Here is a 25,134-nt window from a genome sequence, read left to right on the forward strand (position 1 = left end):
AAATTAGCTAAGCGGGTAAGCAACAACCTTCGCTAAGGCTTCTGGATAGTGCCTTTCGTTGGCTAATTCAATTGCTTTCTTTTCAACAGTGCTCTGGTTCAGTGACGTTGTCACTTTGAAAGTATTACTCATTAAATTTTGGCTTAGTGATTTGTCAACCAAACCGCTGCTTACAAGTTCATCAAGAATGCTATTAGCTGCAGAGAGAGCAGAAGAGGCCTTAACGATTTCGGTTCTGGCGTAGTGTTTACCGTCAAAGGAAACATCAGCGGCACGGAGGGTTGGATCATCTCCAGGGATCTGTTGTGCACCAAATAATGGCTTTCCACCAACTGTGGCCGTTTTATAGGATGGTACAAATCGAGACATATGGTTAATTGCACGTTGAGATCGAAGTGATATCAATTCAGCGTTCCAGCCTTGTTTGATTTTCTTAATGAAGCGCTGTTCAAGCTCGGGCTGTGAGTTAGTGTTTGTGCTAGTGACTAGGCCCTGTTTAAACAGGGTAATGTCTTCAGTCATGCCATGTAGTTGGAAATAACCATCAGCGTAGGGGGTTAATTGTGCCATACCATCAGGTGTACCACGTTCACCATGAAAAATAACTTCCGGCCAAATACCATTACACTCTGGCCAGTGTGTAACGTAAGCCGCTTTAAATTCAACGAGGCGTTTACGTCTTAGCTTGGCCATGTTGTCGATTGTGCCTGTTTGAAAGCCACAAGCATTGATCAAATAGTCGACACGGCGTTGATGTACCACGTGATTGCCAGTTTGTGCGTCAAAAGTTTGGTATTCAATGTCCCAATGTTCTTCGCTAGATTGGGAAACATTGACGACTTTACTGTTGGTCTTCACATTACAGTTAGGTAACTGTTCCAGAGCTAAACTGGCGGTAGCCGCTAGCCGAAAGACACTAAGCCCGTATTCTTGCACCAATACTAAGGGGAATTTGAATTTATCCAAGTTGATATTCTTCGCAACTGGGATCATCCAATCATCAAGGCATGTTGGTGTATTCGGGTTTTCTTGTGCTGCTAATGAGGTTAACGCTTCACGGCTATAAAGTTTAAAGTAGTGCTCAGGCTTTCCTAGCACTTCATTTTCATTATCTTCTTCTACAAGGTGCTGATATACATTACATAGCTGGTGTAAGCGAGGTAAAATAGCCTCTGGTTCCCCTTTGTCATGTAAGGGAATTGCAATTACGGTAGGGCGTATATTCGCAGTGTGAGGAAAAACACGGAGCGTATCGATTGATTGCTTTAATAGCGTAATGCAGTGCTCGTCTGATATTTCACGGTATAAATTACCACCAGCGTGTAGGTGGCAGATTGGAGGACCGTTGACCAAGCTCACGCCTTCCTCAAAAATGTCAACTTGAATACCTAACTCCGCCAAGCGAAGGGCAATGGTTGAACCAGCAATACCACCACCAATGATACCGACGGTGGGAGTAGATTTGTGGCTATTTTGTTGTGAGCCAAGAGCATTCATAAGTGTTACGAGCCGCTTTAAAACAATATCTAATAATACGGTGCATTCTACTGTTCATTAGTCGCATTTAAAACATCATTTCGCTTAAAAAAGCTGTTACTCAATATTCAGTAATCCTTATTAAGCTTAGGTTTATTGTGTTCTATGCAGACCGTGCATCATTCTGCTGTTATCATGCAGTTAAAGCACGGTGTAACGTAAACGTGCATATATTTATTGCTTCATTGAGGGAAAAATGTCGACGTCAATTCTGATCTGTGATGACTCCGCGTTAGCAAGAAAGCAAATGGCAAGGGCACTACCGTCGAGCATCAAAGCTGATGTAACGTTTGCTGTTAATGGGAAAGAAGCGATAGAAGCGCTCAATAGCCGAAAATTCGACTTAATGTTTTTAGATTTAACCATGCCTGTAATGGATGGCTACCAGACATTAGAAGCAATGCAGTTGTCGGGTAAACATCTTAATGACACGAAAGTGATTGTGGTTTCTGGTGATATTCAGCCCCAAGCTCAAACACGGGTTAAAGCTCTTGGGGCAATCGAGTTTTTAAAAAAACCAATAGATAAAGCGCAACTAAAGGCAATATTACAGCCGCTTATTGCGCAAGAACCCCGAAGCTTTGATGACGTCATTCAACGTGTATCAACGCCAGCACTGAGACGCCGCGATGTTTACTTAGAGGTTGCTAACGTTGCGATTGGCCGAGCTGCCAATTCACTCGCTCGTCATTTTGATGTGTTCGTCAATCTTCCATTGCCGAACGTGAATGTATTTGAAGTAAGTGAGCTGCATATGACAATGCGCCACTTGGCAAGTAGCAGCACGATGTCGGGGGTATGTCAGGGGTTTAGTGGTGAGGGCATTGCGGGTGAAGCATTAGTCTTACTTAGTGATACCAGTGTTTCAGACCTCGTCCGCTTAATGGACTATTCCGATATTATGGGTAGTGACTCTGAGTTAGAACTGTTGATGGATGTGAGTAATATTTTGGTCGGCTCATTCTTGCAAGGGCTGGGTCAGCAAGCTGAAGTTAAGTTCTTTCAAAGTCACCCTGTAGTCCTTGGTCAACACACACCTATTGATAGTATGATTGAAAAAACAGCAGGAAACTGGCGCCGTACTATGACATTTGAAGTGAGCTATGGCATCGAAGGAACAAATATTAAGTGTGATTTGCTATTGATGTTTGTTGATGAGTCGTTGCCATTACTTGATAACAAGTTGGCTTATTTAATGGATGGTGATTAAGAGATGCTTTCATTACCTGCAGAATTTGAACAGTTTCACTGGATGGTTGATATGGTACAGCATGTCGACGTTGGTTTGATTGTACTTGACCGCGATTTTAATGTTCATGTGTGGAATGGCTTTATGACACACCACAGTGGTAAACAATCTCATGACGCGATTGGGAAAAATATATTTGAATTGTTTCCTGAGATCCCACAAGCATGGTTTATCGCCAAATCTAAACCGGTGTTTAATCTTGGTTGCCGCAGTTTTTTGATCTGGCGGCAGCGACCGTATTTGTTTAAATGCCGTAATGTCCGACCGATCACTCAGCAAGCTCCTTTCATGTATCAGAATGTCACGTTAAACCCGATGACATCCCCAAATGGTGAGATTAACTATCTATTTTTGGCGGTTGAAGATGCTACTGCTGAGGCAATGGCTGAGCAATAAGTTGTACAGCTTCGATATAACAGGCGTTATTTATTAACATGTTCATTAATATATAACGCCTTTTAATAGTTTCAGGCGTATTCTTTGATCAAGCTAGAGTATATCAGCTATTTCTGTTCTAAATATTTGGATAAAAAACGTAATTGTTCTACACCTATTTATGTAGTGGCATATCTAAGTAAATTGGATATATATAATAAATAGGGACAGTAAGTTATGAAAAACGCATTTAAATTGCTTCCGCTGGCTATTTTAATTTCTGGAACGGTTCAGGCTGCAACAGAAAACCCATGGTATGTGGGGGCACGTGTTGGTGGAACAAGTTTTGATAGTGTTGACGGTGCCTTAAAAGGGCAAGACCTCGATAAAGACGATTGGGGCGGCGGTGTCTTTATTGGATACAATGTGAATTCTTGGTTTGGCTTAGAAGGTGGTTATACCTATTTAGGTCAAGCTGATTATTTGAACGATGGCTTTGAGGTGCAAGGCCTCGATTTTGTCGGTAAGTTTACCTACGAAGTGTCTAATTCATTTGACCTGTTTGCAAAAGCGGGTGGTTTCATATTTGATGCCGACAACGGGGTAAATGGCCAAGATGAAAGTGGTGTATCTGCAACCGCTGGTGTTGGTGCGGAATACTATTTCAGTGATAATTTATCGACCCGTTTAGAATACCAATATTACAACCAAGTCGGTGATACCGGTACGAATAAACCGGGTGAGAGTGACATTCATTTCTATGGCTTAAGTTTGGTTTACCATTGGGGAGCACCTGCGCCAGTCGCTATCATCGAGCCAGAGCCAGAACAACTGCCAGAGCCAGTGCCTGAAGTAGTGGAAGTTGCCGCAGTTAGCGCAGTTCTGCCATTTGCATTTGATAGCGATGCACTTACGCAAGCTGATATTGACTTGTTACAGCCGGTTGCTCAACAGCTCGTCGATTACCCTGAGACACAGCTTTATGTTGTCGGCCATACCGATGCTCGTGGTAGTGAAGAATATAACCAAACATTATCTGAAGAACGTGCCGCGGTTGTTGCAGGTTATGTTGGCAGCCACTTTGGTATTGATTCATCACGTATTGTTGCTCAAGGTAAGGGTGAGCTTGAGCCAATTGCCCCTAATGATACAGAACAAGGGCGCGCTAAAAACCGTCGAGTAGAAGTCTTCGTACCAGGCTTTGAAATGACGAAGTAGCGACGGCGAATGCTGAAGGTTTAATTTATGCTATCGAAAAAAAACCAGCCTTAGAGGCTGGTTTTTTTGATATTACTAAAACAGTGACTAGGCTGTTTTGGTTTGCGCTTCAAGCTTGGCTTCAGCCGCTTTACATGCAGCAGCAGTGAAGATTACGTCTGTTGAGCTGTTCAACGCTGTTTCTGCTGAATCTTGAATAACACCGATAATGAAACCAACAGCAACAACCTGCATTGCGATCTCGTTTGGAATACCAAACAGGCTACAAGCCAGTGGAATAAGAAGTAATGAACCACCAGCAACACCCGACGCACCACACGCAGATACTGCAGCGACAACACTCAGTAGCACTGCTGTTGCGATATCCACTTCAACACCCATGGTATGAACAGCAGCAAGTGTTAGTACTGTAATCGTAATGGCAGCACCTGCCATATTGATAGTTGCACCCAGCGGGATAGACACAGAGTAAGTGTCTTCGTGAAGGTCGAGATCTTTACATAGCTGCATGTTAACAGGGATATTTGCCGCAGAACTACGGGTAAAGAAAGCCGTGATACCACTTTCGCGAATACAACGTAGTACAAGCGGGTATGGGTTTTCTCGCGTTTTCACAAATACAATGATTGGGTTAACAACAAGTGCAATGATCACCATAGAACCAAGCAGTACAGCTAGTAGACGACCGTAGCTGAATAGTGCATCAAAGCCAGTTTCTGCAAAGGTATTTGCCACAAGGCCGAAGATACCAATAGGCGCAAGACGAATGACAAAGCGAACAATCATGGTGATGCCGTTAGACACATCATGGAAGACTTGCTTAGTGGCGTCAGTCGCTTGGTGAAGAGCAAAGCCAAGTGCAATAGCCCATGCCAAAATACCAATGAAGTTACCTGTCATCAATGCGTTAACTGGGTTATCAACGATCTTGAATAGCAGAGTGTTAAGAACTTCAGCAATGCCTTCCGGTGGGGTAGCACTTGCAGCACTAGCAACTAGAGTCAAAGTGGTTGGGAAAAGGAAACTCATCGTTACCGCAGTAAGGGCAGCCATTAACGTACCGAAAAGATACAGTACGATAATAGGTTTCATATTGGTATGTGCACCTTTCTTCTGATTTGCAATAGAAGAAGCAACAAGGATAAATACCAGTATTGGTGCAACGGCTTTTAAGGCACTAACAAATAAGTCGCCAAGAAAACCCACTTTGATAGCACTATCCGGTGACATGGTGGCAATAAGGATACCTGCAACGATACCAATAAGTATCTGTATAACGAGGCTTCCGTTTGCAATTCGGGCTAAGAAAGGTTGTGTTTGATTCATGTTACATCCTGAATATGAATAATTTATATTTATATATTGAAGCATTTAATTTCACTTCGGGGATGGTTTTTAACAGAATTTACCATATTTATCTACCTTTGATTTTAGAAACTTTCCTGTCACGCTGGTTTAACAACCTTTTTAAGAGGTTTTCTAAACCATTGCTTACTTAGGCTTGAGCGGTGTGAAATTAGGGAGACGAAAAGGAACTAACGGTAGCGAAATGTTAAAAGCCCATGTTGTCATGGGCTTTTTGTTAAATGAATGGGAATGGGGGATGCAGTATTAAGTGTTAGGAATAATTGGAGCAAGCGCACCAGATTGCGCATTATTATGCGTATTATTGTGTTTTTCTAATGCGTCTAGCTGCTCTATTAGCGCCTCTGTCGAACCAGCTCCTTCATTACTCTTGGCATACCGTTGTTGCATGTAACCGTCTATGCTGGCTTTGAGAGGCTTAGTGGATGGATGATCCGGGTTCATACCACGCCATTGTTCAAAATAAGCCTGAAGTTGAATGGGTTGATTTGATTTAGCAGCTTGAAGCATCCCTTCGATCGGGGTTAACGCTTTCGAACGACGTTGTGCTTCCACACCTGCTGACTTAGGCTGTTTTTTACGCTCGTTTAACCATAATTTAATAGTCGCAAGCCAAAAAGCAAACAGGACAAGGCTTAACCAAGGCCACCAATTATATTTTTCCTCTGTTATTAGAGGTTGTTTGGTCGATTCTTGCGTAACAGGAGTGATTTCTGGCGATGGCTGTACCGGTAATGATGTGCTTGCTACATCGCCGGGTAACACGGTTAATTCAAGGCCATCAATATGGCTGCGTTCCTGCTTACTCGTTGAGGTGTTCCACCAGTTAATGGTCAATGGTGGTAATGTAATATTACCTTCGGTGCGAGCAATAATGACTTGCTTAATTGTCATTGTTGTATAACCAGCATCACTGCCATAAATTGGTTTTTCGTCATAAACACGAACGTTGCTTGGGTAATTAAGCGTAAGGTTAGGCAGCGTACTTTGTTCTGCATTCTTTATTCTTAACATAATGGTACGACTGATAGGTTCACCTACCTTTATTTCATTTGTTTCTGGCTGCCAATGTTGTTCCAATACAAGATCTTCAGTTGGCAACCATAGCCCTTTGTAGTCCTCTGGTTTGTCTTTGACTTCGATGGTAACGTCTTGAATTTGCAGGTCAACCGGTACCCTTAATGTTGAGCCAAAGCCTCGGCTCCCCTTAATAACACTTCCTTTGAACTCTGCGCCCCGTAGTAAAATGTCGCCAGGTTTCTTTGCCGTTATTTGGTAATCACGAGTGATAATGATATAGCGTTTACCATTTAGAATAGTTTCAGCTTGGTGGTCATCGCCATCTTGCCTGACATCAAGTCCTTCACCCGAAGGGGCGATAAGGGAAGGCTGGCTTAGTTGCTCTCCAATACGAATACGTACGGTATAGCGAATACTCTCACCAATGTATAAGCTGTCTTTATCGATATTGTAGTCAATATGAATGTCTGGTTTGCTTGTATCGTTGTCCGTATTGTTACTGGCTGATTTAAGCGATGTAATTGCAATGGGGTCGGTTTGGCTAGCACCGATGCGGAAGCTTGGAATTGTCCACTCGCCAATTTCTTTAGCGGCTAGCGCGACAGTCCATTCAGTATTACGGCTAACAACGCCATTATTGTAACTTGTGCCGCTACTCACTGATGGGGTGCCGTAGTTGAAGTTTTCATCTAGCACCGTCAGGTCTAATGAGCTGGTGTTAACATTGTCATCAACAGAAACTTTTAGCTGGAATACTTCATTCACACCCACGACATTTTTCGATACTGTTGCAACAGCTTGGGCTGCATGGCTACTTGATGTGAATACGAAAAAAAGTAGAAACATAAAATAGCTAAGTAAAGTGTTAACTTTTTGGTGTCTTAATGGACGACGTTGATTAATTAATGCTTTTATCATTGCTATTACCATGAGTTTTCCGTTGCTTCAGAAGCTTCTCTTTGTCTTGCCTGCAAAATCATTTGAGCGCGGATTAATGCGGCGGTGTCATCGGGGATCTGCTCAAGTTTTTTCAGGATCGGGTCACTGGCTGATATACCGTTACTCGTCGCTTCACCACTTGCATCCCCCTCAGCTTGTATTGCTTGCGTATTGGGTTCTTCCTCACCATTGAGTTCATCGTCACTCAGTGATGCTGAGCCTGCGCTTTCATCTTTGGCGCTATCATCAGAGGTTGCACCAGCTTGTGAAGGCTGTGAATCATCGTCAGTTTGTGGCTTACTTTGAGCGCCTCCTTGCTCATCAGTTTGCTCTTCGTTAGCAGCATCCTGTTGGGCGCTGTCACTTGACTGCCCCTGACTTTGGTTTTGTTGCTCGGTCGACTGTTGGTTTTCACCTTGTTGAGAAGCGTCATCAGATTGTTCGGAGCCTTCTTGATTATTCGTCGCCTGTTGAGAAGGTTCATCTGATTGAGATTCTTGCTTTTGTGGATTATTCGCCTGTTGATCTTGACCAGGCTGCGAAGAGTCGCTGGCTTGTTGCTGATCTTGCGCTTGGTCTTGTGATTGATTTTGCTGTTCGTTACCTTGTTGTGACTGCTTTTGTTGTTCTTGTTGCTTTTGCAGTTGCTTCACTAACGCCAGATTACGTTTAGCATCTTCATTGTTTGGGTTCTTCTCAATTAACTCCTGGTATATTTCGCTGGCTTGATCAAACTGCTGATTTTGCGCATAGGCATTAGCAAGATTATAGCGAGAGCGCTCATCGTTTAATGGGCTTAATGTTTCAATGCTTGACTCAAAATCCCCAGCGTTATATTCAGCCGCACCTTTCCAAGCCGGTGAATTAAAGTGTTTTGCCGCCTCGGCAAACTTGCCCTGTTCAAATAATTCAAAACCAACGACATCATCATTTTTAAAGGGCTCTTTCCATGATGCGGCGTACGCTGAGTCAATAGGCACCACAGTGATAAGCAGTGCTAATACTACTCCTCGGCGAAAGCCAAATAATGACAGAACAGTAAGTGGTAACAGTAGCCAGAAACCATTATTTAGTCGTTCTTCTAATTCTTTATGCTTACTTTCATCTGGTGCTTCTTGGGGTTTTGCCGTTGCGGCTATTAGGCGGTCGACATCATCATTCGTTGGCTTGGAAAGCAGTAATAACCCCCCAGTTTGCTGGGTAAGTGGAAGCAAGGTGTCGATATCTACTTTTGCAATGACTGTTTGGCCTGCATCATTACTCAATAATCGGCCATCGGGTAACTTTACTGGGGCTCCCTGTGTGGTTCCCATCGCTAAAATAGAGAGTCGGTATTTATTCCCAGAAAGCAGTGCTAAGGCTTCAGAGGATTCGTTCTCGCTTAACCCGTCGGTCACTAAGATAATATCACCTTGCTGATGGCCAGCTTGCTTTAATAAGCTAATGGCTTCAAGAATGCCAGCAGCAGCGTTACTGCCTTGAATGGGTAATATTTCAGGAGACAAATGTGGGATCAAATTTGCCAGAGTATGGCTATCTTGGGTCAGCGGGCTAACGGTATAACCGTCAGCGGCATAAGTAACCAAGCCTGTACTACCTTCCTTCCAGCCAGGTAGCATATCAAGCGCTTTGAAGCGTGCTTGAGTGAGTCGGTTCGGCGATATGTCTGTTGCATACATCGACCGAGACATATCCATAACAAGCACTCGGGCTCCCGATAAGCTGTAGGCTGGCAACGTGTTTTTTTGCCAGCTTGGTCCTGCCATCGAAACCACAGCGATCACCCAAAAAGCCGCAAGCCAAGGCGTTTTATTCACCTGTTTGTTTTCAGTTAAACCGAGTTGCTTTGCAAGGTGTGGGGCAATTAAGCCTTGCTTCGATTTTGAACGAGCGAGCCATGGTAGCAATATCACTAATGGTAATAGTCCCCAAAACCATTCAGGGTATAAAAATGTAAAATCAGCCATATCGCTTCCTTAGCACCATAATGATCATAGACAGTAGGATGGTGAAGGCGAGCGGAAAGCGAAACAGTTCTTGTTGTGGCCGCCAAGTTTGTTGTGCTGTATTAATAGGTTCCATTTGATCGATTAGCTGGTAAATATTATTAAGTTCTTGAGGGTTACGTGCTCGGAAATATTGCCCACCAGTCATTTCAGCAATGCGAGTTAGCATATTCTCATCAAGATCATGAGAAGGGTTAACGGTTCTCGTAGAGAAAAAAGTACGCTGTTCCATCTCTTCAGCACCAACGCCGACGGTATAAATGGTTACGTCGCTACGTGCTGCTAGTTCTGCGGCTTCAATGGGGTCGATAACACCTGCAGTATTTGCACCGTCACTGAGTAAAATAATAACTCGTTGAGGGGCTTCACTATTGATAAAGGTTTTCGTTGCAATTCCTAGCCCTTCACCAATCGCCGTACTTTGTCCAATGAGCCCTAAAACTGTCCGGTCAAGTTGTTGCTGAACCGTGTTACGGTCGAAGGTCAGTGGTGTTTGTAAATAGGCATGATTAGCAAACAGAACTAAACCAAGGCGGTCGCCTTTGCGGCTACCAATGAAGTCGTTCAAAACTTGCTTTACGGCACTTAGCCTATCAATGCTATCGCCATTACTCATAACCATGTCTTCAATTGACATCGAGCCTGATAAATCAACCGCGAGCAGCATGTCACGATGGTCTGGCATAATTTCTATAGGATCGCCATACCAAACAGGGCGGGTTAGGGCGACAATAAGGCTTATCCATGCCGTGATTAACAAACCCATTAACCAGCGGCTTTTTTGTTGCTTTTGACCTAAACCATCGGGTAGTTTTGGTAATCGAATCGCTGAGGGTTGGATCGCTGGCTTACTGAAACGATAAATAAACCAAGGTAGTGGCAGCAAGAATATTGCCCAAAGCCAGAGAAACTCAAACATTGCTGGCTCCTTGACTGAAGTTGGCTTTTTTTACCCACAAAACGGCTTGTTTATAACAAGCATCAAAATCGCTCTCAGTCAAAGCATGGCTTGAGAATAAGCCCTGCTGCCATTGTTGAGATAACATCACAAAGCCACGTTTAGATTCGGGTAGCCGACTATCAAGAAACCCTAACCATTGAGAGCCGGTTAAGCCTGCGACATCATGTCGTGGATAGTAAGAAATCGCGACTTGACGGAGTAATAAATTAATATCGTTAAACCTGTCGATTGAGCGCAGTGATTTAAGCAAAACCAACGCCTCTTTTCGGGCTTGATTTTGTTTTCTTACCATCATCACCTTATATATCGAATAAGCCATTACCACTAAGAAAATTAAAATGATAACCCACCAGCCCCATGCAAGAGGCCACAGGTTAGGTGCTTCAGGTAAATGCAGTTCAGCCAAGGGAAGAATTGCTGTTGATTGTTCGTTAACCACGAAGTCCCCCTTGTGTTGCTTTGGTTGTCTGCCCGAGTTGAGTCATTAGTGGCATTGCCGCTGAAAGTTGATGCAATGGTATTGCAAGGCTTTTACAGATGTTTTGAATAAATTGCTGATGTGCTTGATAGTGTTCACTTAGCCCTTGGCGTGTTTTTTTTGCTGAAAAATCGAGCCACGCAGAGTGAGAGCTGTCAGACACAAATTCAGTGCCATTAAACTGGGTTTGTCCCTGCTCTAGAGGATCTGAAACTTGGACAAACTGGATTCTGTTATGCTGGCGTAATTGGTTCAAACGCCTTTTATCTGTTTCTTGAAGCTGGTAAAAATCACTGATAATGACGATTTCACTGCCTTTAGGACAAAGGTGGTGTAGGTGCTTTAATGCTGTAGAAAAAGGCATCGTTTGGGTATTATCGGTTGGTTGGTGCGCTTCAATAAGGGCGTTAATGACCGTTAATGGACCTTGCTGGCGTGCGGTAGGTTTACACTCAACTAATTTGTGGCCGTTATAAACTATAGCTCCCACGCGGTCTTTCTCACTGACAGCAAGCCAACTGAGTAGGCTGGTGAAGTGAGCGGTTTGAACTGATTTGAGTAAAAGCTGAGAGCCGAAGTTCATGCTGGCACTGATATCGGCGAGTAACATCACGGGTTGTTCACGCTCTTCATCAAAGAGCTTGGTATGTGTTTTACCTGTCCGAGCTGTTACACGCCAGTCAATAGCACGGATATCGTCCCCAATTTGATAGGGCCGTACTTCTGAGAAATTCATTCCTCGGCCTTTTCGACGGCTTTGGTGCTGACCATTAAGTTGCGACCAAACACTCTGCGCTGGTGGAAGCCAACGCACAGATTGGTTTTTATATTGAAGTAATTCAGCCAGACAAACATTAACGCCATTACTGTGTACAGGTAAGGCTGGCGTTATCGTTGTTTCACTCATGCGCAGGCCACCTGAGCGATCAATTTTTCTATAATGGCGTCAGCTGAAATACCTTCAGCTTGTGCTTCGTAGCTCAATAACAGGCGGTGACGAAGTACAGGGTAAGCCATTTGCTGAATATCTTCGGGGATCACATAGTCTCGGCCATCAAGCCATGCATGTGCACGAGCACAACGGTCAAGTGCTAAGGTTGCGCGAGGACTTACACCCATTTGTAGCCAGTTTGCCAATTCGTCGCTGTAACGAGTCGGCTCTCTGGTCGCCATCGTAAGTCGAATAATATATTGCTCAACATCTTCTGCCATATGAATGTTAAGAGTTTCTCTACGAGCCGAAAATATGTCTTGCTGCGATATTTGAACCGCTTGTGGTTTTTCAAGGCCCAGAGCTTCTCCGCGGTTTAAGCGTAATATTTCAAGCTCACTTTCGGCATTAGGATACTCGACATTCAGCTGTAATAAAAAACGGTCGAGCTGTGCTTCTGGCAGTGGGTAGGTACCTTCTTGTTCAATTGGGTTTTGCGTCGCCATAACTAAAAACAGATCGGGCAGCGTATAGGTTTTTCGACCTGCGGTGACTTGTTTTTCAGCCATTGCTTCTAGCATCGCCGCTTGAACTTTTGCCGGTGCGCGGTTGATCTCATCCGCCAGAATAAGGGCGTTGAAAATAGGCCCTGGTTGAAATGAGAATTCTCCCGTTTCAGGACGGAAAATATCGGTGCCTGTTAAATCGGCTGGCAGAAGGTCTGGGGTAAATTGAATACGGTGAAAGCTTCCCTCAATACAGTCTGAAAGCACTTTGACGGCGCGCGTTTTCGCTAATCCTGGTGGCCCTTCAACCAGAATATGCCCATCAGCAAGTAGGGCTATCATTAACTGTTTTACAAGCGCAGGCTGACCAATAACCTGACTATTCAGGTAAGTTTGAAGTTGCTGGAAAGTCGACGTCAACATGATATTTCCTTTAGATACAAAACAGTCAAAAAGAGAGTATGGACATTCTGACTAAAAAAAAACGGTTTAGTTCATCACTCAACATCGGATGATTATTTGTTGCGCAATTTTCATTCAACATAAGCATCTAAGCCATTGTAAATATAGCCGATGCTTATTAATTTGAAATGCATTTATAACGATGAAACGAGAGGAATGAGAAATTGTAGTGCAATAAAAAATAGGCCCGTATTAAAACAGTGCACTCGCGTTTGGATTTGGTGCACCATTGAAGATGTATGCACGATAATACAGCATACATTTTTGGTTTTCTGATATTTACACGGACTTATACTTTGTTTAACGTGCTGAAATATAATGGTTTAAATGAATTTTGTATCAGGTTTGTAAAACTGGCCTGATGTTTGCTCTATCAAGAATAATTATTCTAAAGGAGTATATTGGTATGTCTAACAAGGCGTTACAAAGTGCAGTCGTTGGTGCAGCGGCATCATTAATTTTATCCTTTCAGGCTATAGCAGCTGAGGAAACCATCAAGGTAGGGGTTCTTCATTCATTGTCTGGCACGATGGCCATCAGTGAAACGACATTGAAAGACACTATATTGATGCTAGTTGAAGACCAAAATGCCAAAGGTGGCCTGCTAGGAAAGAAACTTGAAGCTGTTGTTGTTGACCCTGCCTCAAATTGGCCTTTATTTGCTGAAAAAGCGCGTGAGTTAATCGAAAAAGAGAAGGTCGATGTGGTCTTTGGTGGTTGGACATCAGTATCGCGTAAATCGATGTTACCTGTATTTGAAGAGCTTAATGGTTTGTTGTTCTACCCCGTTCAATATGAAGGTGAAGAATCCTCAAAAAATGTGTTCTACACAGGTGCAGCGCCAAACCAGCAGGCTATTCCTGCGGTTGATTACTTGATGGATGAGCTAGAGGTTGAACGTTGGGTACTGGCAGGTACAGACTATGTTTACCCTCGTACAACGAACAAGATTCTTGAAGCCTACCTAGAGTCAAAAGGTGTTGCTAAAAGTGACATCATGATCAACTACACACCATTTGGCCATTCCGATTGGCAGTCTATTGTTTCTGATATTAAAAAGTTTGGTGCTGAAGGCAAGAAAACCGCTGTTGTCTCAACCATTAATGGTGATGCAAACGTACCGTTCTATAAAGAATTAGCTTCACAAGGTGTGTCGGCAGAAGACATTCCCGTTGTGGCATTCTCTGTCGGTGAGGAAGAACTCTCAGGGATGGATACATCGTCGTTGGTTGGACACCTAGCTGCGTGGAACTACTTCATGAGCGTTGATACCGATGAAAATCTCGATTTTGTCGAAAAATGGCAAGCATTTATCAAGGATGACAGCCGTGTAACCAATGACCCAATGGAAGCAAGCTACATTGGCTTCAATATGTGGGCACAGGCTGTTGAGAAAGCGGGAACCGCCGATTCCGATGCAGTGCAACAGGCGATTATTGGCATCACCGTTCCTAACTTGACTGGTGGTTACGCCACTATGATGCCAAACCACCATATCACTAAACCAGTATTACTGGGTGAAATTCAAGACGACGGCCAGTTTGATGTGGTGTGGGAAACAACGGGCGTCGTCGCGGGTGATGCATGGTCGAGCTACCTTCCTGGCTCAAAAGATCTTTACGCTAGCTGGCTGAAGCCATTAGAGTGCGGCAGCTTTAATGTCGTTACAGGTAAATGCACTGGCTCTAAATAAAAATAATTAAGTTAATTCTAATTAACGTCGGCGCTTATCAAAGATAAGTGCCGAGTATTTGTGTTTTTCATGGAAGACAAATGATGATAATTAAAAATTGGTGCAGCCTTATTGGGGAGATATCAACGTTTCGTAGAGCGTTAAGTCGACTATTTATGGTCGCGCTCTGTTTAGTTGGGTTTTTCCCCTTCGTTACAAACGCTACGGTTAATGATTTTCAGGGAGTAGAAAAACAGTTATCACAAAGAAATTTTGTGAAGAAACAACAAGCTATTGAGTGGGTRATTAAAACTCAGCCTGCTCAGAGTGAACAACTATTCACAGGCTTATTAGCTGGCGAAGTTTATTACCATCGCAAGAATAATCAAATCTATTTCATTGATAGCTTAGAGCAAGGCCAGCTTGCGATTCGATTATTTGATACGACTCAAGTAGAGGTGGAGAATAAGCGAGACTTCAGAAAAGTAGGGTTGAATAATCGCCTTCGCTCAGTAATTCGATTAGGGATTGCCAAAATTCATCTAGGCTCTGAATCAGAAATACAGCGATTAGCTGCGGCAAAGAGTTTACTAGGTAATAGTAGTTCGGCTGTAATTAGTCTTGTTAAAGCGGCGTACCCAGTTGAAGTATCGTCGCAAGTAAAAGAATATCTTGCGCTTATTTTAGCGATGGATCAGCTGAAGTCTAATAATGGTGAATTGCGCTCTCAAGCAATAGAAATATTATCTGACTCTTTAGAGCCGACGGTATTTAGAGCCATTAATTCGGCACTTGATGTCGAACAGGCGAAAGCCGCGCCCGATCCAGTCTTTGTCAAACAGTTAGAACAAGCGATTGTCAGTTATCAGCAGAGCCAACGGGTTTATGATGTTGCTGAAACGCTGTTTTTTGGTTTGAGCTTAGGTTCTGTACTGGTGCTTGCTGGTATTGGCCTTGCCATTACATTCGGGGTAATGGGGGTTATCAATATGGCGCACGGCGAGCTAATTATGCTTGGCGCTTATACCACTTATGTAATACAGCAGTTAATGCCCAATCACATCGGTTTATCACTCGCGGTGTCCATTCCAGCAGCCTTTATTGTTTCAGGTTTAGTCGGTATTGCTATTGAACGGGGAGTGATCCGCTTTCTATATGGGCGCCCACTAGAAACGTTATTGGCTACGTTTGGTATTAGCCTGATTTTGCAGCAAGCAGTACGCAGTATTTTTTCTCCTCTAAACCGCTCAGTAATTACACCAGATTGGATGACAGGGATGCTTGAAATTAATCCAATGTTATCGCTGACTTATAACCGCCTCTATATCGTTATTTTCTGTTTAATGGTCTTCACAGCTTTAGTATTGGTATTGAAGAAAACGCCGCTAGGCTTGCAAGTCCGTGCTGTGTCGCAAAATCGCTCGATGGCTAAGGCGATGGGTGTACGCTCCGAATGGGTTGACGCTATGACGTTTGGTTTAGGTTCAGGTGTTGCAGGCGTGGCAGGTGTGGCGTTATCCCAGCTAACGAATGTGGGCCCGAATATGGGACAGAGCTATATCATCGATTCATTTATGGTCGTGGTATTTGGTGGTGTAGGTAATTTATGGGGCACGCTTGTCGCGGGGCTTACTCTCGGAATGTTTAATAAAATATTAGAACCTTGGGCAGGAGCTGTATTAGCAAAAATACTTGTTCTTGTTTTCATTATTCTGTTTATTCAAAAGCGCCCTCGTGGATTATTTCCACAGCGCGGTCGTGCAGTGGAGGGCTAATTAATGTTTCGCTCAATTTTAAAAGATGATCGTGGTGGTCAACTGCTGTTGATATTACTGCTGATGGCAGGGTTAGTTATTCCTGCACTAAACCTACTCGTGCCGCAAGGTCATTTCTTGCATGTTGAAACTTACACTATCTCGTTGCTTGGCAAATACCTGACATACGCTTTATTAGCGATGGCTGTGGATCTCGTTTGGGGATATCTCGGCATATTAAGTCTTGGTCATGGCGCATTTTTTGCTCTCGGTGGCTACGCAATGGGGATGTATCTAATGCGTCAAGTGGGGGATCGTGGTGTATATGGCGATCCCATTTTGCCTGATTTTATGGTGTTCCTGAATTGGACTGAGCTCCCTTGGTTTTGGCAAGGCTTTGATATGTTCTGGTTTGCCTGTTTGATGGTGGTATTAGTGCCGGGTATTTTGGCGTGGGGCTTTGGCTACTTAGCATTTCGCTCCCGAGTATCAGGTGTGTATTTATCAATTATGACCCAAGCACTGACCTTTGCTTTGATGCTGGCTTTTTTTCGCAATGAAATGGGCTTTGGTGGTAATAACGGATTAACCGATTTCAAAGAAATTCTCGGTTTTAGCCTTCAAGCACAATCAACCCGAATTGGGTTATTTGTCGCAACCGTATTGGCATTGAGTCTCTGCTATCTGACTTGTCGCGCAGTGATTGCCAGCCGCTTGGGTAAGGTTGCCATTGCCACGCGCGATGCAGAATCTCGAGTGAGGTTTATTGGTTATAACGTCGATAAATTCAAGCTTTGGATCTTTGTTCTTTCTGCTGTGATTGCCGGTATTGCGGGAGCGCTCTATGTCCCGCAGGTTGGCATCATCAATCCGGGAGAATTTGCGCCTCTAAACTCAATTGAAATTGTTGTGTGGGTCGCACTGGGTGGGCGAGCAACACTCTTTGGTGCCGTGGTTGGGGCGTTGCTCATCAACTACGCAAAGAGTTGGTTCACCATTGAGTTTCCAGAAGTGTGGTTGTTCGTGCTGGGTAGTCTGTTTGTTCTCGCAACGATTTTCTTACCCAAAGGTGTCATTGGCTTAGTTGAAAAATTGACGGCTAAGAAAACGAAACCCCAACCACAACCCCAACCACAGAAGGAGGTGGCAGCATGAATTCGTTAAACACGACGTTGTCACCCGCAAAGAATGCGGATAAGCCTCAAGTAGCAACTACAAGTTCATTGTTTCCAAATTCACTGCGCCATTCAGTGTCTCAATTTGTTAAACGCGATGAGGTGTTTGAATTTTTAAAGCCACAAGCAAACCCATTAATAGATACCCGACACAACGTGTTGTTGTATTTAGAAGGGGTTAATAAGTCATTTGATGGTTTTAAGGCAATTAATGACCTGAACTTGTATATCAAAGAAGGCGAGCTGCGGTGCATTATCGGCCCTAACGGCGCAGGTAAAACAACCATGATGGATATTATCACCGGAAAAACTCGGCCAGATACAGGCCAAGTGTGGTTAGGCTCGAAAATTAATCTGTTAAAAATGGATGAGGCTGAAATTGCCAATACAGGTATTGGCCGTAAATTCCAGAAACCGACGGTTTTTGAATGTCTATCTGTTTGGCACAACTTAGAACTGTCAATGGTGGGGGTGCGTAGCGTCTGGGGAGTATTTAGAGCGCAATTAAATAGTGAGCAACGCGATGAAATTAACCGTGTGATGTCACTCATTGGCTTACAAGATCATGCGCAGTTACTCGCCGGAAATTTATCTCATGGTCAGAAACAATGGCTGGAAATTGGAATGCTACTGATGCAAAAGCCAAAGCTTCTGTTGGTTGATGAGCCAGTTGCAGGCATGACGCATCAAGAAATGGATCGCACGGCAGAGCTGTTGAATTCATTGACTGGTGAGCATTCAGTCGTGGTCGTTGAACATGATATGGATTTCGTTCGCTCCATTGCTTCTACAGTGACGGTACTCCATCAAGGGCATGTCCTCGCCGAAGGTAACATGGCTGATATCCAATCCAACCCAAAAGTTAAAGAAGTTTATCTCGGAGAGTGATCATGCTGGCAATCAAAGGACTTAATCAATTTTATGGACAAAGCCACACTCTGTGGGATCTCGATTTAACGATACCGAAAGGAAAGTGCACAGTATTAATGGGGCGAAATGGGGTCGGTAAAACAACATTGCTTCAGTGCATTATGGGGCTTCAAACGATAAAGGAAGGTGAAATACTCGTTCGTGGCGAAAACATCGCAACGCGTTCAGCTGAGAGCCGACCAAGGCAGGGGATTGGTTATGTACCGCAGGGGCGTCAAATTTTTCCTTTGCTCACCGTAGAAGAAAACCTGCAAATTGGTTTACCCATTCGCCCAAGAGGCGATCGAAAAATCCCTGAACATATTTACGATCTTTTCCCTGTGCTAAAAGAGATGCGACACCGTCGTGGTGGGGACTTGTCTGGTGGTCAGCAGCAGCAGTTGGCAATCGGGCGGGCACTGGTGATTGACCCAAGCTTATTGATCCTCGATGAGCCGACAGAGGGTATTCAACCGAATATTGTACAAGAGATTGGAGATATTATTTGTAAGCTCAATCAAGAGCTTGGTCTAACTGTGTTACTTGTGGAACAGAAATTGCCTTTTGCTAGAAAGGTTGGTGATAACTTCTGCCTGATGGATAGAGGTAGAGTCGTCGCCAACGGTGAAATGGAAAATCTTTCAGACCAGTTAGTAAAGGAGTACCTCACGGTATGAGTCATGATGCTGCCCCTGTCGCCGAACGCCCATGTTCTTCTCTTTCAGAGTTTGATATTGCATCGGTGAGATCTAAGCCAACAGCTGCTGTATTAAATGAGCAAGCAGGGTGGCGCGCGAAGCTTGAGTTAGGCTTCGCCGCCTCCACCAACAGCCTTAATAGCAAGACAATTTTAAAGCATCGCAAACAGCATGGCCCCTTAGCGGTACAGCGGCCGTTGTACCCAGAAGCTGGAATTTGTCATGTATACCTACTTCATCCTCCTGGTGGTGTTGTTGGAGGCGATAAGCTGTTAATCAGCACCGAAGTACAGGCTCAGGCTCATGCTTTGGTGACCACACCAGGCGCAACAAAATTTTACCGTTCCGATGCGATTTACGCACATCAAAAGCAGCTGTTGACGGTAAAAGAAAATGGACTTTTAGAGTGGCTACCGCAAGAAAATATATATTTCCCAAACGCCAATGTACGTATGGATACTGAAATAAACGTCGAGGAAGGGGGGCGATTTATAGGTTGGGAGTTGCACTGTTTTGGGCGGCCTGCACTAAAAGAGGGCTTCACTATGGGGAGTGTTGTCGGTTGTACTCGCTTGAAAGTGGGTAATGAGCTGATTTTAGCGGAACAATTGAATGTTCAAGGTGGGGATTTGCACCAAAAAAGCGCCGGATTACGAGACTACCCAATGACAGGGACCATGATTGTAACGGGTTCAACCGATGATTTATGCAACTTGGTACAAGAGTTGCTAAATAAGAATAATACATACCTAAAAGGGAGTGATGGAGTGGTTGGTGTCACTGAAATCACTTCATTAAGCGAGAAACACCGAGTATTGGTTATTCGGGCTTTGGGTCATCACAGCGAGCCAATGATGGCGCTTTTCTCGCAAGTATGGCAAGAGGTAAGAATGCATTGGTTTGGTCACTCTCCAAATGCGCCAAGAATTTGGGCGACATAGTGCATATATGCACCGACACAGAGCCACACAGGTATAGATAAATAGCCACACAGGCATAAAGCGGTTAGGAGCGTTAAATAAATGGAATTAACACCAAGAGAAAAGGACAAATTACTGCTATTTACCGCAGCGTTATTGGCTGAAAGGCGAAAAGAAAAGGGATTAAAACTTAATTATCCAGAGTCTGTCGCTTTAATTAGTGCTGCCATTTTAGAAGGGGCACGAGAAGGAAAGACTGTCGCTGAGTTAATGGATTTTGGCCGTACAATTCTTGGCGTTGATGATGTTATGGAGGGGATACCCTCGATGATCCATGATGTACAAGTTGAAGCGACGTTTCCAGACGGTACGAAGCTAGTAACTGTTCATGACCCCATTGTTTAAGTCATTTTAAGGATAGGGTTATGACACAGGAAAAAAAACAAACAACGCCAATAATACCTGGTGAATTACAATCTGCTCAGGGCGACATTGAACTCAATGTCGGTTTGCCAATAGTTACAATCAAAGTCGCAAATCTCGGTGATAGGCCGATTCAGGTTGGCTCTCATTATCACTTTTTCGAAGCGAATGATGCCCTGAGTTTTGATAGAGAAAGCACGTTGGGGTACAGACTCAATATTGCAGCAGGGACAGCTACACGTTTTGAGCCTGGTCAAAGTCGAACAGTGGAACTCGTTAGCTTTGGCGGTACGCAAACTATTTATGGTTTTCAAGGCAAAGTAATGGATACCGTCTCATCGTATAAAGATAAGAACGGATTAAACAAGGATGTGGAGTGCTAAATGGCAACAATATCGCGTCAGGCCTATGGTGAAATGTTTGGCCCAACAACCGGAGACCGACTTAGGTTAGCAGACACCGAGCTTTGGCTTGAAGTTGAAAAAGATTTCACTCGTTATGGCGATGAAGTGAAATTCGGTGGTGGTAAGGTTATTCGTGATGGAATGGGACAAAGCCAGCTTCCGTCATCCCACACGCCAGACTTAGTGATTACTAATGCGGTAATCCTTGATTATTGGGGGATTGTTAAAGCTGATATTGGCATCAAAAATGGCCGTATTAGTGCAATCGGTAAAGCTGGTAACCCAGATGTGCAGTCTGGTGTTGATATTGTGATTGGCCCCGGCACTGAGATTATGGCGGGTGAAGGATCCATTATCACAGCTGGTGGTATAGATTCCCATATCCATTACATATGCCCACAGCAAATTGAAGAAGCGCTTTGTTCTGGTGTGACAACAATGATTGGTGGGGGAACAGGGCCTGCGACTGGTACAAATGCTACAACCTGTACCCCTGGACCTTGGAATATACATCGCATGCTTGAATCTCTGGATTCATTTCCAATGAATTTTGGTTTATTAGGGAAAGGTAATGCGAGCTTACCTGAAGCATTGCACGAACAAGTTGCAGCCGGTGCTATTGGTTTGAAGTTGCATGAAGATTGGGGTACATCTCCTGCCTCAATTGATAACTGTATGACGGTTGCAGATGAGACCGATGTGCAAGTTGCGATTCATACTGACACGCTAAATGAATCTGGTTTTGTTGAATCAACCTTAGCTGCTATCGGTGATCGGGTTATTCATACCTATCATACCGAGGGGGCTGGTGGTGGACATGCTCCCGATATTATCCGCGCCTGTGGTGAATCAAATGTGTTGCCCTCATCAACCAATCCGACTCGGCCGTATACCATTAATACGGTAGATGAACATTTAGACATGTTGATGGTATGCCATCACTTGTCGCCTTCAATTGCTGAAGATGTTGCTTTCGCCGAATCTCGAATTCGTCGAGAAACCATTGCTGCAGAAGATATTCTTCATGACTTGGGTGCGTTTTCAATGATTGCATCTGATTCACAAGCCATGGGGCGGGTTGGTGAGGTGATCACTCGTACTTGGCAAACAGCCCACAAAATGAAAGTACAGCGAGGCAGTTTGCCGCAAGATACAAGCTATAGTGATAACTTCCGCCTGAAGCGATATGTTGCCAAATACACCATAAATCCCGCAATAACGCATGGAATTAGTCACGAAGTGGGCTCGGTCGAAATTGGGAAGTTAGCAGATCTTGTATTGTGGAAGCCTGCTTTTTTTGGCGTTAAACCCAGTGCAATAGTCAAGGGTGGCATGATTGCTGCAGCACCAATGGGTGATCCTAATGCATCGATTCCAACGCCACAGCCGGTGCATTACCGACCGATGTTTGGCAGTTATGGAAAAGCAGTGCAAAGCACTTCGATGTTATTTTTGTCTGGAGAGGCCAAATCACGCGGTGTGAATGAAGAACTTGGGTTAAAGAGCTTGATTGGTGTTGCTAAAGATTGCCGCACAATTCGTAAAGCCGATATGTTGCTGAATGACTGGCAGCCAAAGATTGAAGTTGACTCCCAAACTTATCAAGTAAGAGCCGACGGAGAGTTGTTGGTATGTGAGCCTGCAGAAGTATTACCGATGGCGCAACGATATTTTCTATTTTAGGGGAAGACATGATTGTACTAACAAAAATTATATTGGCTGAAGACGCCAAAAATACGGAATTATCACTAACGTTGAGTTTACCAATTAATGCCAGAATAAAAAGCCGGTTAAAAGTTACCCTAGATGATGGCTCTGATGGTGGGTTATTTCTTCCTAGGGGGAAAACACTTCGCCACGGTGATGTATTAGTCAGTGAGCAGGGGGTGAAGGTTCAAGTCCGTGCTGCCGATGAGCAAGTGTCGACTATTTATTGTCATGACTCTCATCTAATGGCAAGGGTTTGTTATCACTTAGGTAATCGTCATGTACCGTTGCAAATCACCCCTGAATGGGTGCGCTATCAGCATGATCATGTTTTAGATGCGATGGTTGAAGGCTTGGGTGCTTCGGTAACATCAGAACTTGCGCCGTTTGAACCAGAAGATGGGGCTTATGGTGGCACACAAGGTGGCGGCCATAGTCATTCGCATCATGAAAGTGACGATTACAGTCACACGCATTAATGCACTTATCTATTAGTGCACCTAGTTATTAGTACACCTATTTATTAAGAATATTTTAATTATTTTTTGGCATGACGCCGCTATATAAAAGGACTTTCTATGATCCATTTTCTATTTCGCCAAGGCACAGTATTCAAGAAGACATTATTCGCATTTTTAGGCTTAATAGCTTCTAGTTCTGTTTATGCTCACCCTGGTCATAGTCACCATAGTACGGGAATGCTTGACTCATTTTGGGCTGGCTTAGTCCATCCAATAACAGGTTTTGATCATTTGATCATGCTATTAGCTGTTGGGTTTATTGCTATGCAATATAAACCGCAGGCACAGCAAAAACATTTTATGGTAATGGCTGTGATCTGCATGGTGGCCGGTATGGGGCTGGGAGCGGCAACAGGGTTTGTTACTGGCATTGAACTGCTTATTATTGCTTCAATATTTATAGCCGCTTTGGCTGTATATCAAAAACAAGTTAAGACAGCGAAAGTATCGACGTTGATATCTTCTGCCGCAGTTCTTTTGGTGCTATTTCATGGCTGGGCGCATGGGTTGGAAGCCAGTGGTGTAAGTCTTGCCGTTTTTGCTTCAGGTATGGCTTTGGCGGCTACCGCGATCATTTTATGCGGTTACCGCTTAGCACTATATATTAGCCCGAAATGGCAAAGTGCTTTATTGGCAACAAGTGGTACTGTGCTGTTACTGCTTGCGAGTTAGTGAGGAAAATAATATGCAGGCAGGAAAATCAACACTGCCTGACTTTCGCCTCTATCAACTCATTAGTCCTTCTTTACCAATAGGCGCATTTACATATTCGCAAGGTTTAGAGTGGGCGATTGAAAATGGTTGGGTAAAAGACAGGGCAAGTTTAGAGCAGTGGCTGGTGGATATACTTCACCACAGCTTAGTGACATTAGAGTTGCCGATATTACAGCGAGCTTTCCATGCTATAGCATCTGAAAATAAACCGTCATTAGAAATGTGGAACCAATGGCTATATGCAAGTCGAGAAACGAAAGAGTTAAGGCTCGAAGAGATCCAAAGAGGTAAAGCGACGGCTAGGTTACTTAAGCAGTTAGATAACCATTTTTCTCCGGATGCCATTGAGCACGTTGAAGCCAACCAGCTTGCCTGTTTTGCGTTAGCGGCTCACTCATGGCGCATCGATCTTAAAAGCTTATGTGCGGGCTACCTTTGGAGTTGGTTGGAAAACGCAACAACTGCGGGGATTAAATTAATACCGCTCGGACAAACCGACGGGCAAAAGCTCATGTTGTCGGTCTCGGAATTATTACCGAATGCAATAGAGGCCTCCTATTTGGTCGAGGATCATGAAGTGGGTAGTTTTACGCCTGCACAAGCTATCGCGAGTAGCCGTCATGAAACTCAATATACAAGACTATATCGATCTTAAGGAAAAGAGAATGACATATAAATCACCGTTACGAATTGGCGTTGGTGGTCCAGTTGGATCAGGTAAAACGGCACTGCTTGAAGTGTTATGTAAAGCGATACGTGACCAATACAATATAGCGGTTGTTACTAATGATATTTATACCCAAGAAGATGCAAAAATACTAACAAAGGCAAAAGCATTAGATGCCGATAGAATCATTGGGGTTGAAACAGGCGGTTGTCCGCATACAGCAATAAGAGAAGATGCGTCGATGAACCTCGCAGCGGTAGAAGAGCTAGCAATGAGGCATAAGAATCTTGATGTTGTCTTTGTAGAAAGTGGAGGTGATAACCTCAGCGCGACGTTTAGCCCGGAATTAGCGGATTTAACCATTTATGTTATTGATGTCGCTGAGGGTGAAAAAATTCCGCGAAAAGGAGGGCCAGGGATCACGCGTTCTGACTTACTTATTATTAATAAAATCGATCTGGCGCCTTATGTCGGTGCATCGCTAGAAGTTATGGAGCAAGATACTGCTCGAATGAGGCCTGACA

The 25,134-nt window shown here is 44.0% G+C and carries 24 protein-coding genes; 16 read left to right on the forward strand and 8 right to left on the reverse strand.

The genetic code is table 11. The features are described 5' to 3' along the window. Positions 1 to 3: 3 nt before the first annotated feature. Positions 4 to 1,497: an NAD(P)-binding protein gene (locus L4D09_RS17975; RefSeq protein ID WP_428458893.1), complete on the reverse strand. Its 1,494-nt coding sequence runs from the start codon at positions 1,495 to 1,497 to the stop codon at positions 4 to 6. Between the two features lie 235 nt (positions 1,498 to 1,732). Here L4D09_RS17975 and L4D09_RS17980 point away from each other — a divergent pair, with 235 nt between their 5' ends. The 3 genes from L4D09_RS17980 (at position 1,733) to L4D09_RS17990 (ending at position 4,378) form a co-directional block, all read left to right on the forward strand. Then, positions 1,733 to 2,746, forward strand: coding sequence for a response regulator (locus L4D09_RS17980; protein ID WP_428458894.1), 1,014 nt, complete (start codon positions 1,733 to 1,735; stop codon positions 2,744 to 2,746). 3 nt (positions 2,747 to 2,749) lie between these two features. Beyond that, entirely contained in the window at positions 2,750 to 3,181 is a 432-nt protein-coding gene (locus L4D09_RS17985) for a PAS domain-containing protein (protein ID WP_428458895.1), read from the forward strand. A 216-nt stretch (positions 3,182 to 3,397) separates the two neighbouring features. Next, a complete protein-coding gene (locus tag L4D09_RS17990; protein ID WP_428458896.1) occupies positions 3,398 to 4,378 on the forward strand; it encodes an OmpA family protein in 981 nt (326 codons plus the stop codon). 87 nt (positions 4,379 to 4,465) lie between these two features. Here L4D09_RS17990 and sstT read toward each other — a convergent pair whose 3' ends face one another. From sstT to L4D09_RS18025, 7 genes are all read right to left on the reverse strand, one after another. Further along, a complete protein-coding gene (sstT, locus tag L4D09_RS17995; RefSeq protein ID WP_428458897.1) occupies positions 4,466 to 5,704 on the reverse strand; it encodes a serine/threonine transporter SstT in 1,239 nt (412 codons plus the stop codon). A 285-nt stretch (positions 5,705 to 5,989) separates the two neighbouring features. After that, a complete protein-coding gene (locus L4D09_RS18000) occupies positions 5,990 to 7,681 on the reverse strand; it encodes a BatD family protein (RefSeq protein WP_428458898.1) in 1,692 nt (563 codons plus the stop codon). 5 nt (positions 7,682 to 7,686) lie between these two features. Beyond that, positions 7,687 to 9,669 (reverse strand): vWA domain-containing protein, encoded by a 1,983-nt coding sequence (locus L4D09_RS18005; protein WP_428458899.1) that lies wholly within the window; start codon positions 9,667 to 9,669, stop codon positions 7,687 to 7,689. Then, positions 9,662 to 10,627: a vWA domain-containing protein gene (locus tag L4D09_RS18010; protein ID WP_428458900.1), complete on the reverse strand. Its 966-nt coding sequence runs from the start codon at positions 10,625 to 10,627 to the stop codon at positions 9,662 to 9,664. Before L4D09_RS18010 ends, L4D09_RS18005 begins: the two co-directional genes overlap by 8 nt. Next, on the reverse strand, positions 10,620 to 11,108 hold the full coding sequence (locus tag L4D09_RS18015; RefSeq protein ID WP_428458901.1) for a DUF4381 domain-containing protein: 489 nt from the start codon (positions 11,106 to 11,108) through the stop codon (positions 10,620 to 10,622). Before L4D09_RS18015 ends, L4D09_RS18010 begins: the two co-directional genes overlap by 8 nt. Continuing rightward, positions 11,101 to 12,054: a DUF58 domain-containing protein gene (locus tag L4D09_RS18020; protein ID WP_428458902.1), complete on the reverse strand. Its 954-nt coding sequence runs from the start codon at positions 12,052 to 12,054 to the stop codon at positions 11,101 to 11,103. The genes L4D09_RS18015 and L4D09_RS18020 overlap by 8 nt, the downstream gene beginning before the upstream one ends. Beyond that, a complete protein-coding gene (locus L4D09_RS18025; RefSeq protein ID WP_428458903.1) occupies positions 12,051 to 13,007 on the reverse strand; it encodes an AAA family ATPase in 957 nt (318 codons plus the stop codon). Before L4D09_RS18025 ends, L4D09_RS18020 begins: the two co-directional genes overlap by 4 nt. A 445-nt stretch (positions 13,008 to 13,452) precedes the next feature. Between L4D09_RS18025 and urtA the strand changes: the two genes are divergently transcribed. The 13 genes from urtA to ureG form a co-directional block, all read left to right on the forward strand. Then, on the forward strand, positions 13,453 to 14,739 hold the full coding sequence (urtA, locus tag L4D09_RS18030; protein ID WP_428458904.1) for an urea ABC transporter substrate-binding protein: 1,287 nt from the start codon (positions 13,453 to 13,455) through the stop codon (positions 14,737 to 14,739). Positions 14,740 to 14,822: 83 nt separating this feature from the next. Further along, positions 14,823 to 16,493 carry an urea ABC transporter permease subunit UrtB gene (gene urtB, locus L4D09_RS18035; protein ID WP_428458920.1) on the forward strand — a complete coding sequence of 557 codons (1,671 nt, stop codon included), beginning with the start codon at positions 14,823 to 14,825 and terminating at the stop codon, positions 16,491 to 16,493. A gap of 3 nt (positions 16,494 to 16,496) precedes the next feature. Next, a complete protein-coding gene (gene urtC / locus L4D09_RS18040) occupies positions 16,497 to 17,627 on the forward strand; it encodes an urea ABC transporter permease subunit UrtC (protein ID WP_428458905.1) in 1,131 nt (376 codons plus the stop codon). Next, entirely contained in the window at positions 17,624 to 18,535 is a 912-nt protein-coding gene (gene urtD / locus L4D09_RS18045; RefSeq protein WP_428458906.1) for an urea ABC transporter ATP-binding protein UrtD, read from the forward strand. The genes urtC and urtD overlap by 4 nt, the downstream gene beginning before the upstream one ends. A 2-nt stretch (positions 18,536 to 18,537) precedes the next feature. After that, positions 18,538 to 19,233, forward strand: a complete 696-nt coding sequence (gene urtE / locus L4D09_RS18050; protein ID WP_428458907.1) for an urea ABC transporter ATP-binding subunit UrtE — start codon at positions 18,538 to 18,540, stop codon at positions 19,231 to 19,233. Next, positions 19,230 to 20,195 carry an urease accessory protein UreD gene (locus L4D09_RS18055; RefSeq protein WP_428458908.1) on the forward strand — a complete coding sequence of 322 codons (966 nt, stop codon included), beginning with the start codon at positions 19,230 to 19,232 and terminating at the stop codon, positions 20,193 to 20,195. Before urtE ends, L4D09_RS18055 begins: the two co-directional genes overlap by 4 nt. A gap of 81 nt (positions 20,196 to 20,276) precedes the next feature. Then, the gene (ureA, locus tag L4D09_RS18060) at positions 20,277 to 20,579 is read left to right on the forward strand and encodes an urease subunit gamma (RefSeq protein ID WP_428458909.1); all 303 of its coding nucleotides are present in this window, start codon (positions 20,277 to 20,279) and stop codon (positions 20,577 to 20,579) included. A 20-nt stretch (positions 20,580 to 20,599) separates the two neighbouring features. Next, positions 20,600 to 20,980, forward strand: a complete 381-nt coding sequence (locus L4D09_RS18065) for an urease subunit beta (RefSeq protein ID WP_428458910.1) — start codon at positions 20,600 to 20,602, stop codon at positions 20,978 to 20,980. Further along, complete coding sequence (gene ureC, locus L4D09_RS18070; RefSeq protein WP_428458911.1) at positions 20,981 to 22,684, forward strand: urease subunit alpha; 1,704 nt, start codon at positions 20,981 to 20,983, stop codon at positions 22,682 to 22,684. A gap of 8 nt (positions 22,685 to 22,692) precedes the next feature. Beyond that, positions 22,693 to 23,187, forward strand: coding sequence for an urease accessory protein UreE (gene ureE / locus L4D09_RS18075; protein WP_428458912.1), 495 nt, complete (start codon positions 22,693 to 22,695; stop codon positions 23,185 to 23,187). Between the two features lie 99 nt (positions 23,188 to 23,286). Further along, positions 23,287 to 23,901 (forward strand): HupE/UreJ family protein, encoded by a 615-nt coding sequence (locus tag L4D09_RS18080; protein WP_428458913.1) that lies wholly within the window; start codon positions 23,287 to 23,289, stop codon positions 23,899 to 23,901. Positions 23,902 to 23,914: 13 nt separating this feature from the next. Further along, entirely contained in the window at positions 23,915 to 24,598 is a 684-nt protein-coding gene (locus tag L4D09_RS18085) for an urease accessory protein UreF (protein WP_428458914.1), read from the forward strand. Between the two features lie 10 nt (positions 24,599 to 24,608). Beyond that, on the forward strand, positions 24,609 to 25,134 hold a 526-nt coding region (gene ureG / locus L4D09_RS18090; RefSeq protein ID WP_428458915.1), incomplete at its 3' end, for an urease accessory protein UreG.

Origin of the sequence: Photobacterium makurazakiensis, from assembly GCF_050336715.1 — a bacterium.
Taxonomy (GTDB): domain Bacteria; phylum Pseudomonadota; class Gammaproteobacteria; order Enterobacterales; family Vibrionaceae; genus Photobacterium; species Photobacterium makurazakiensis.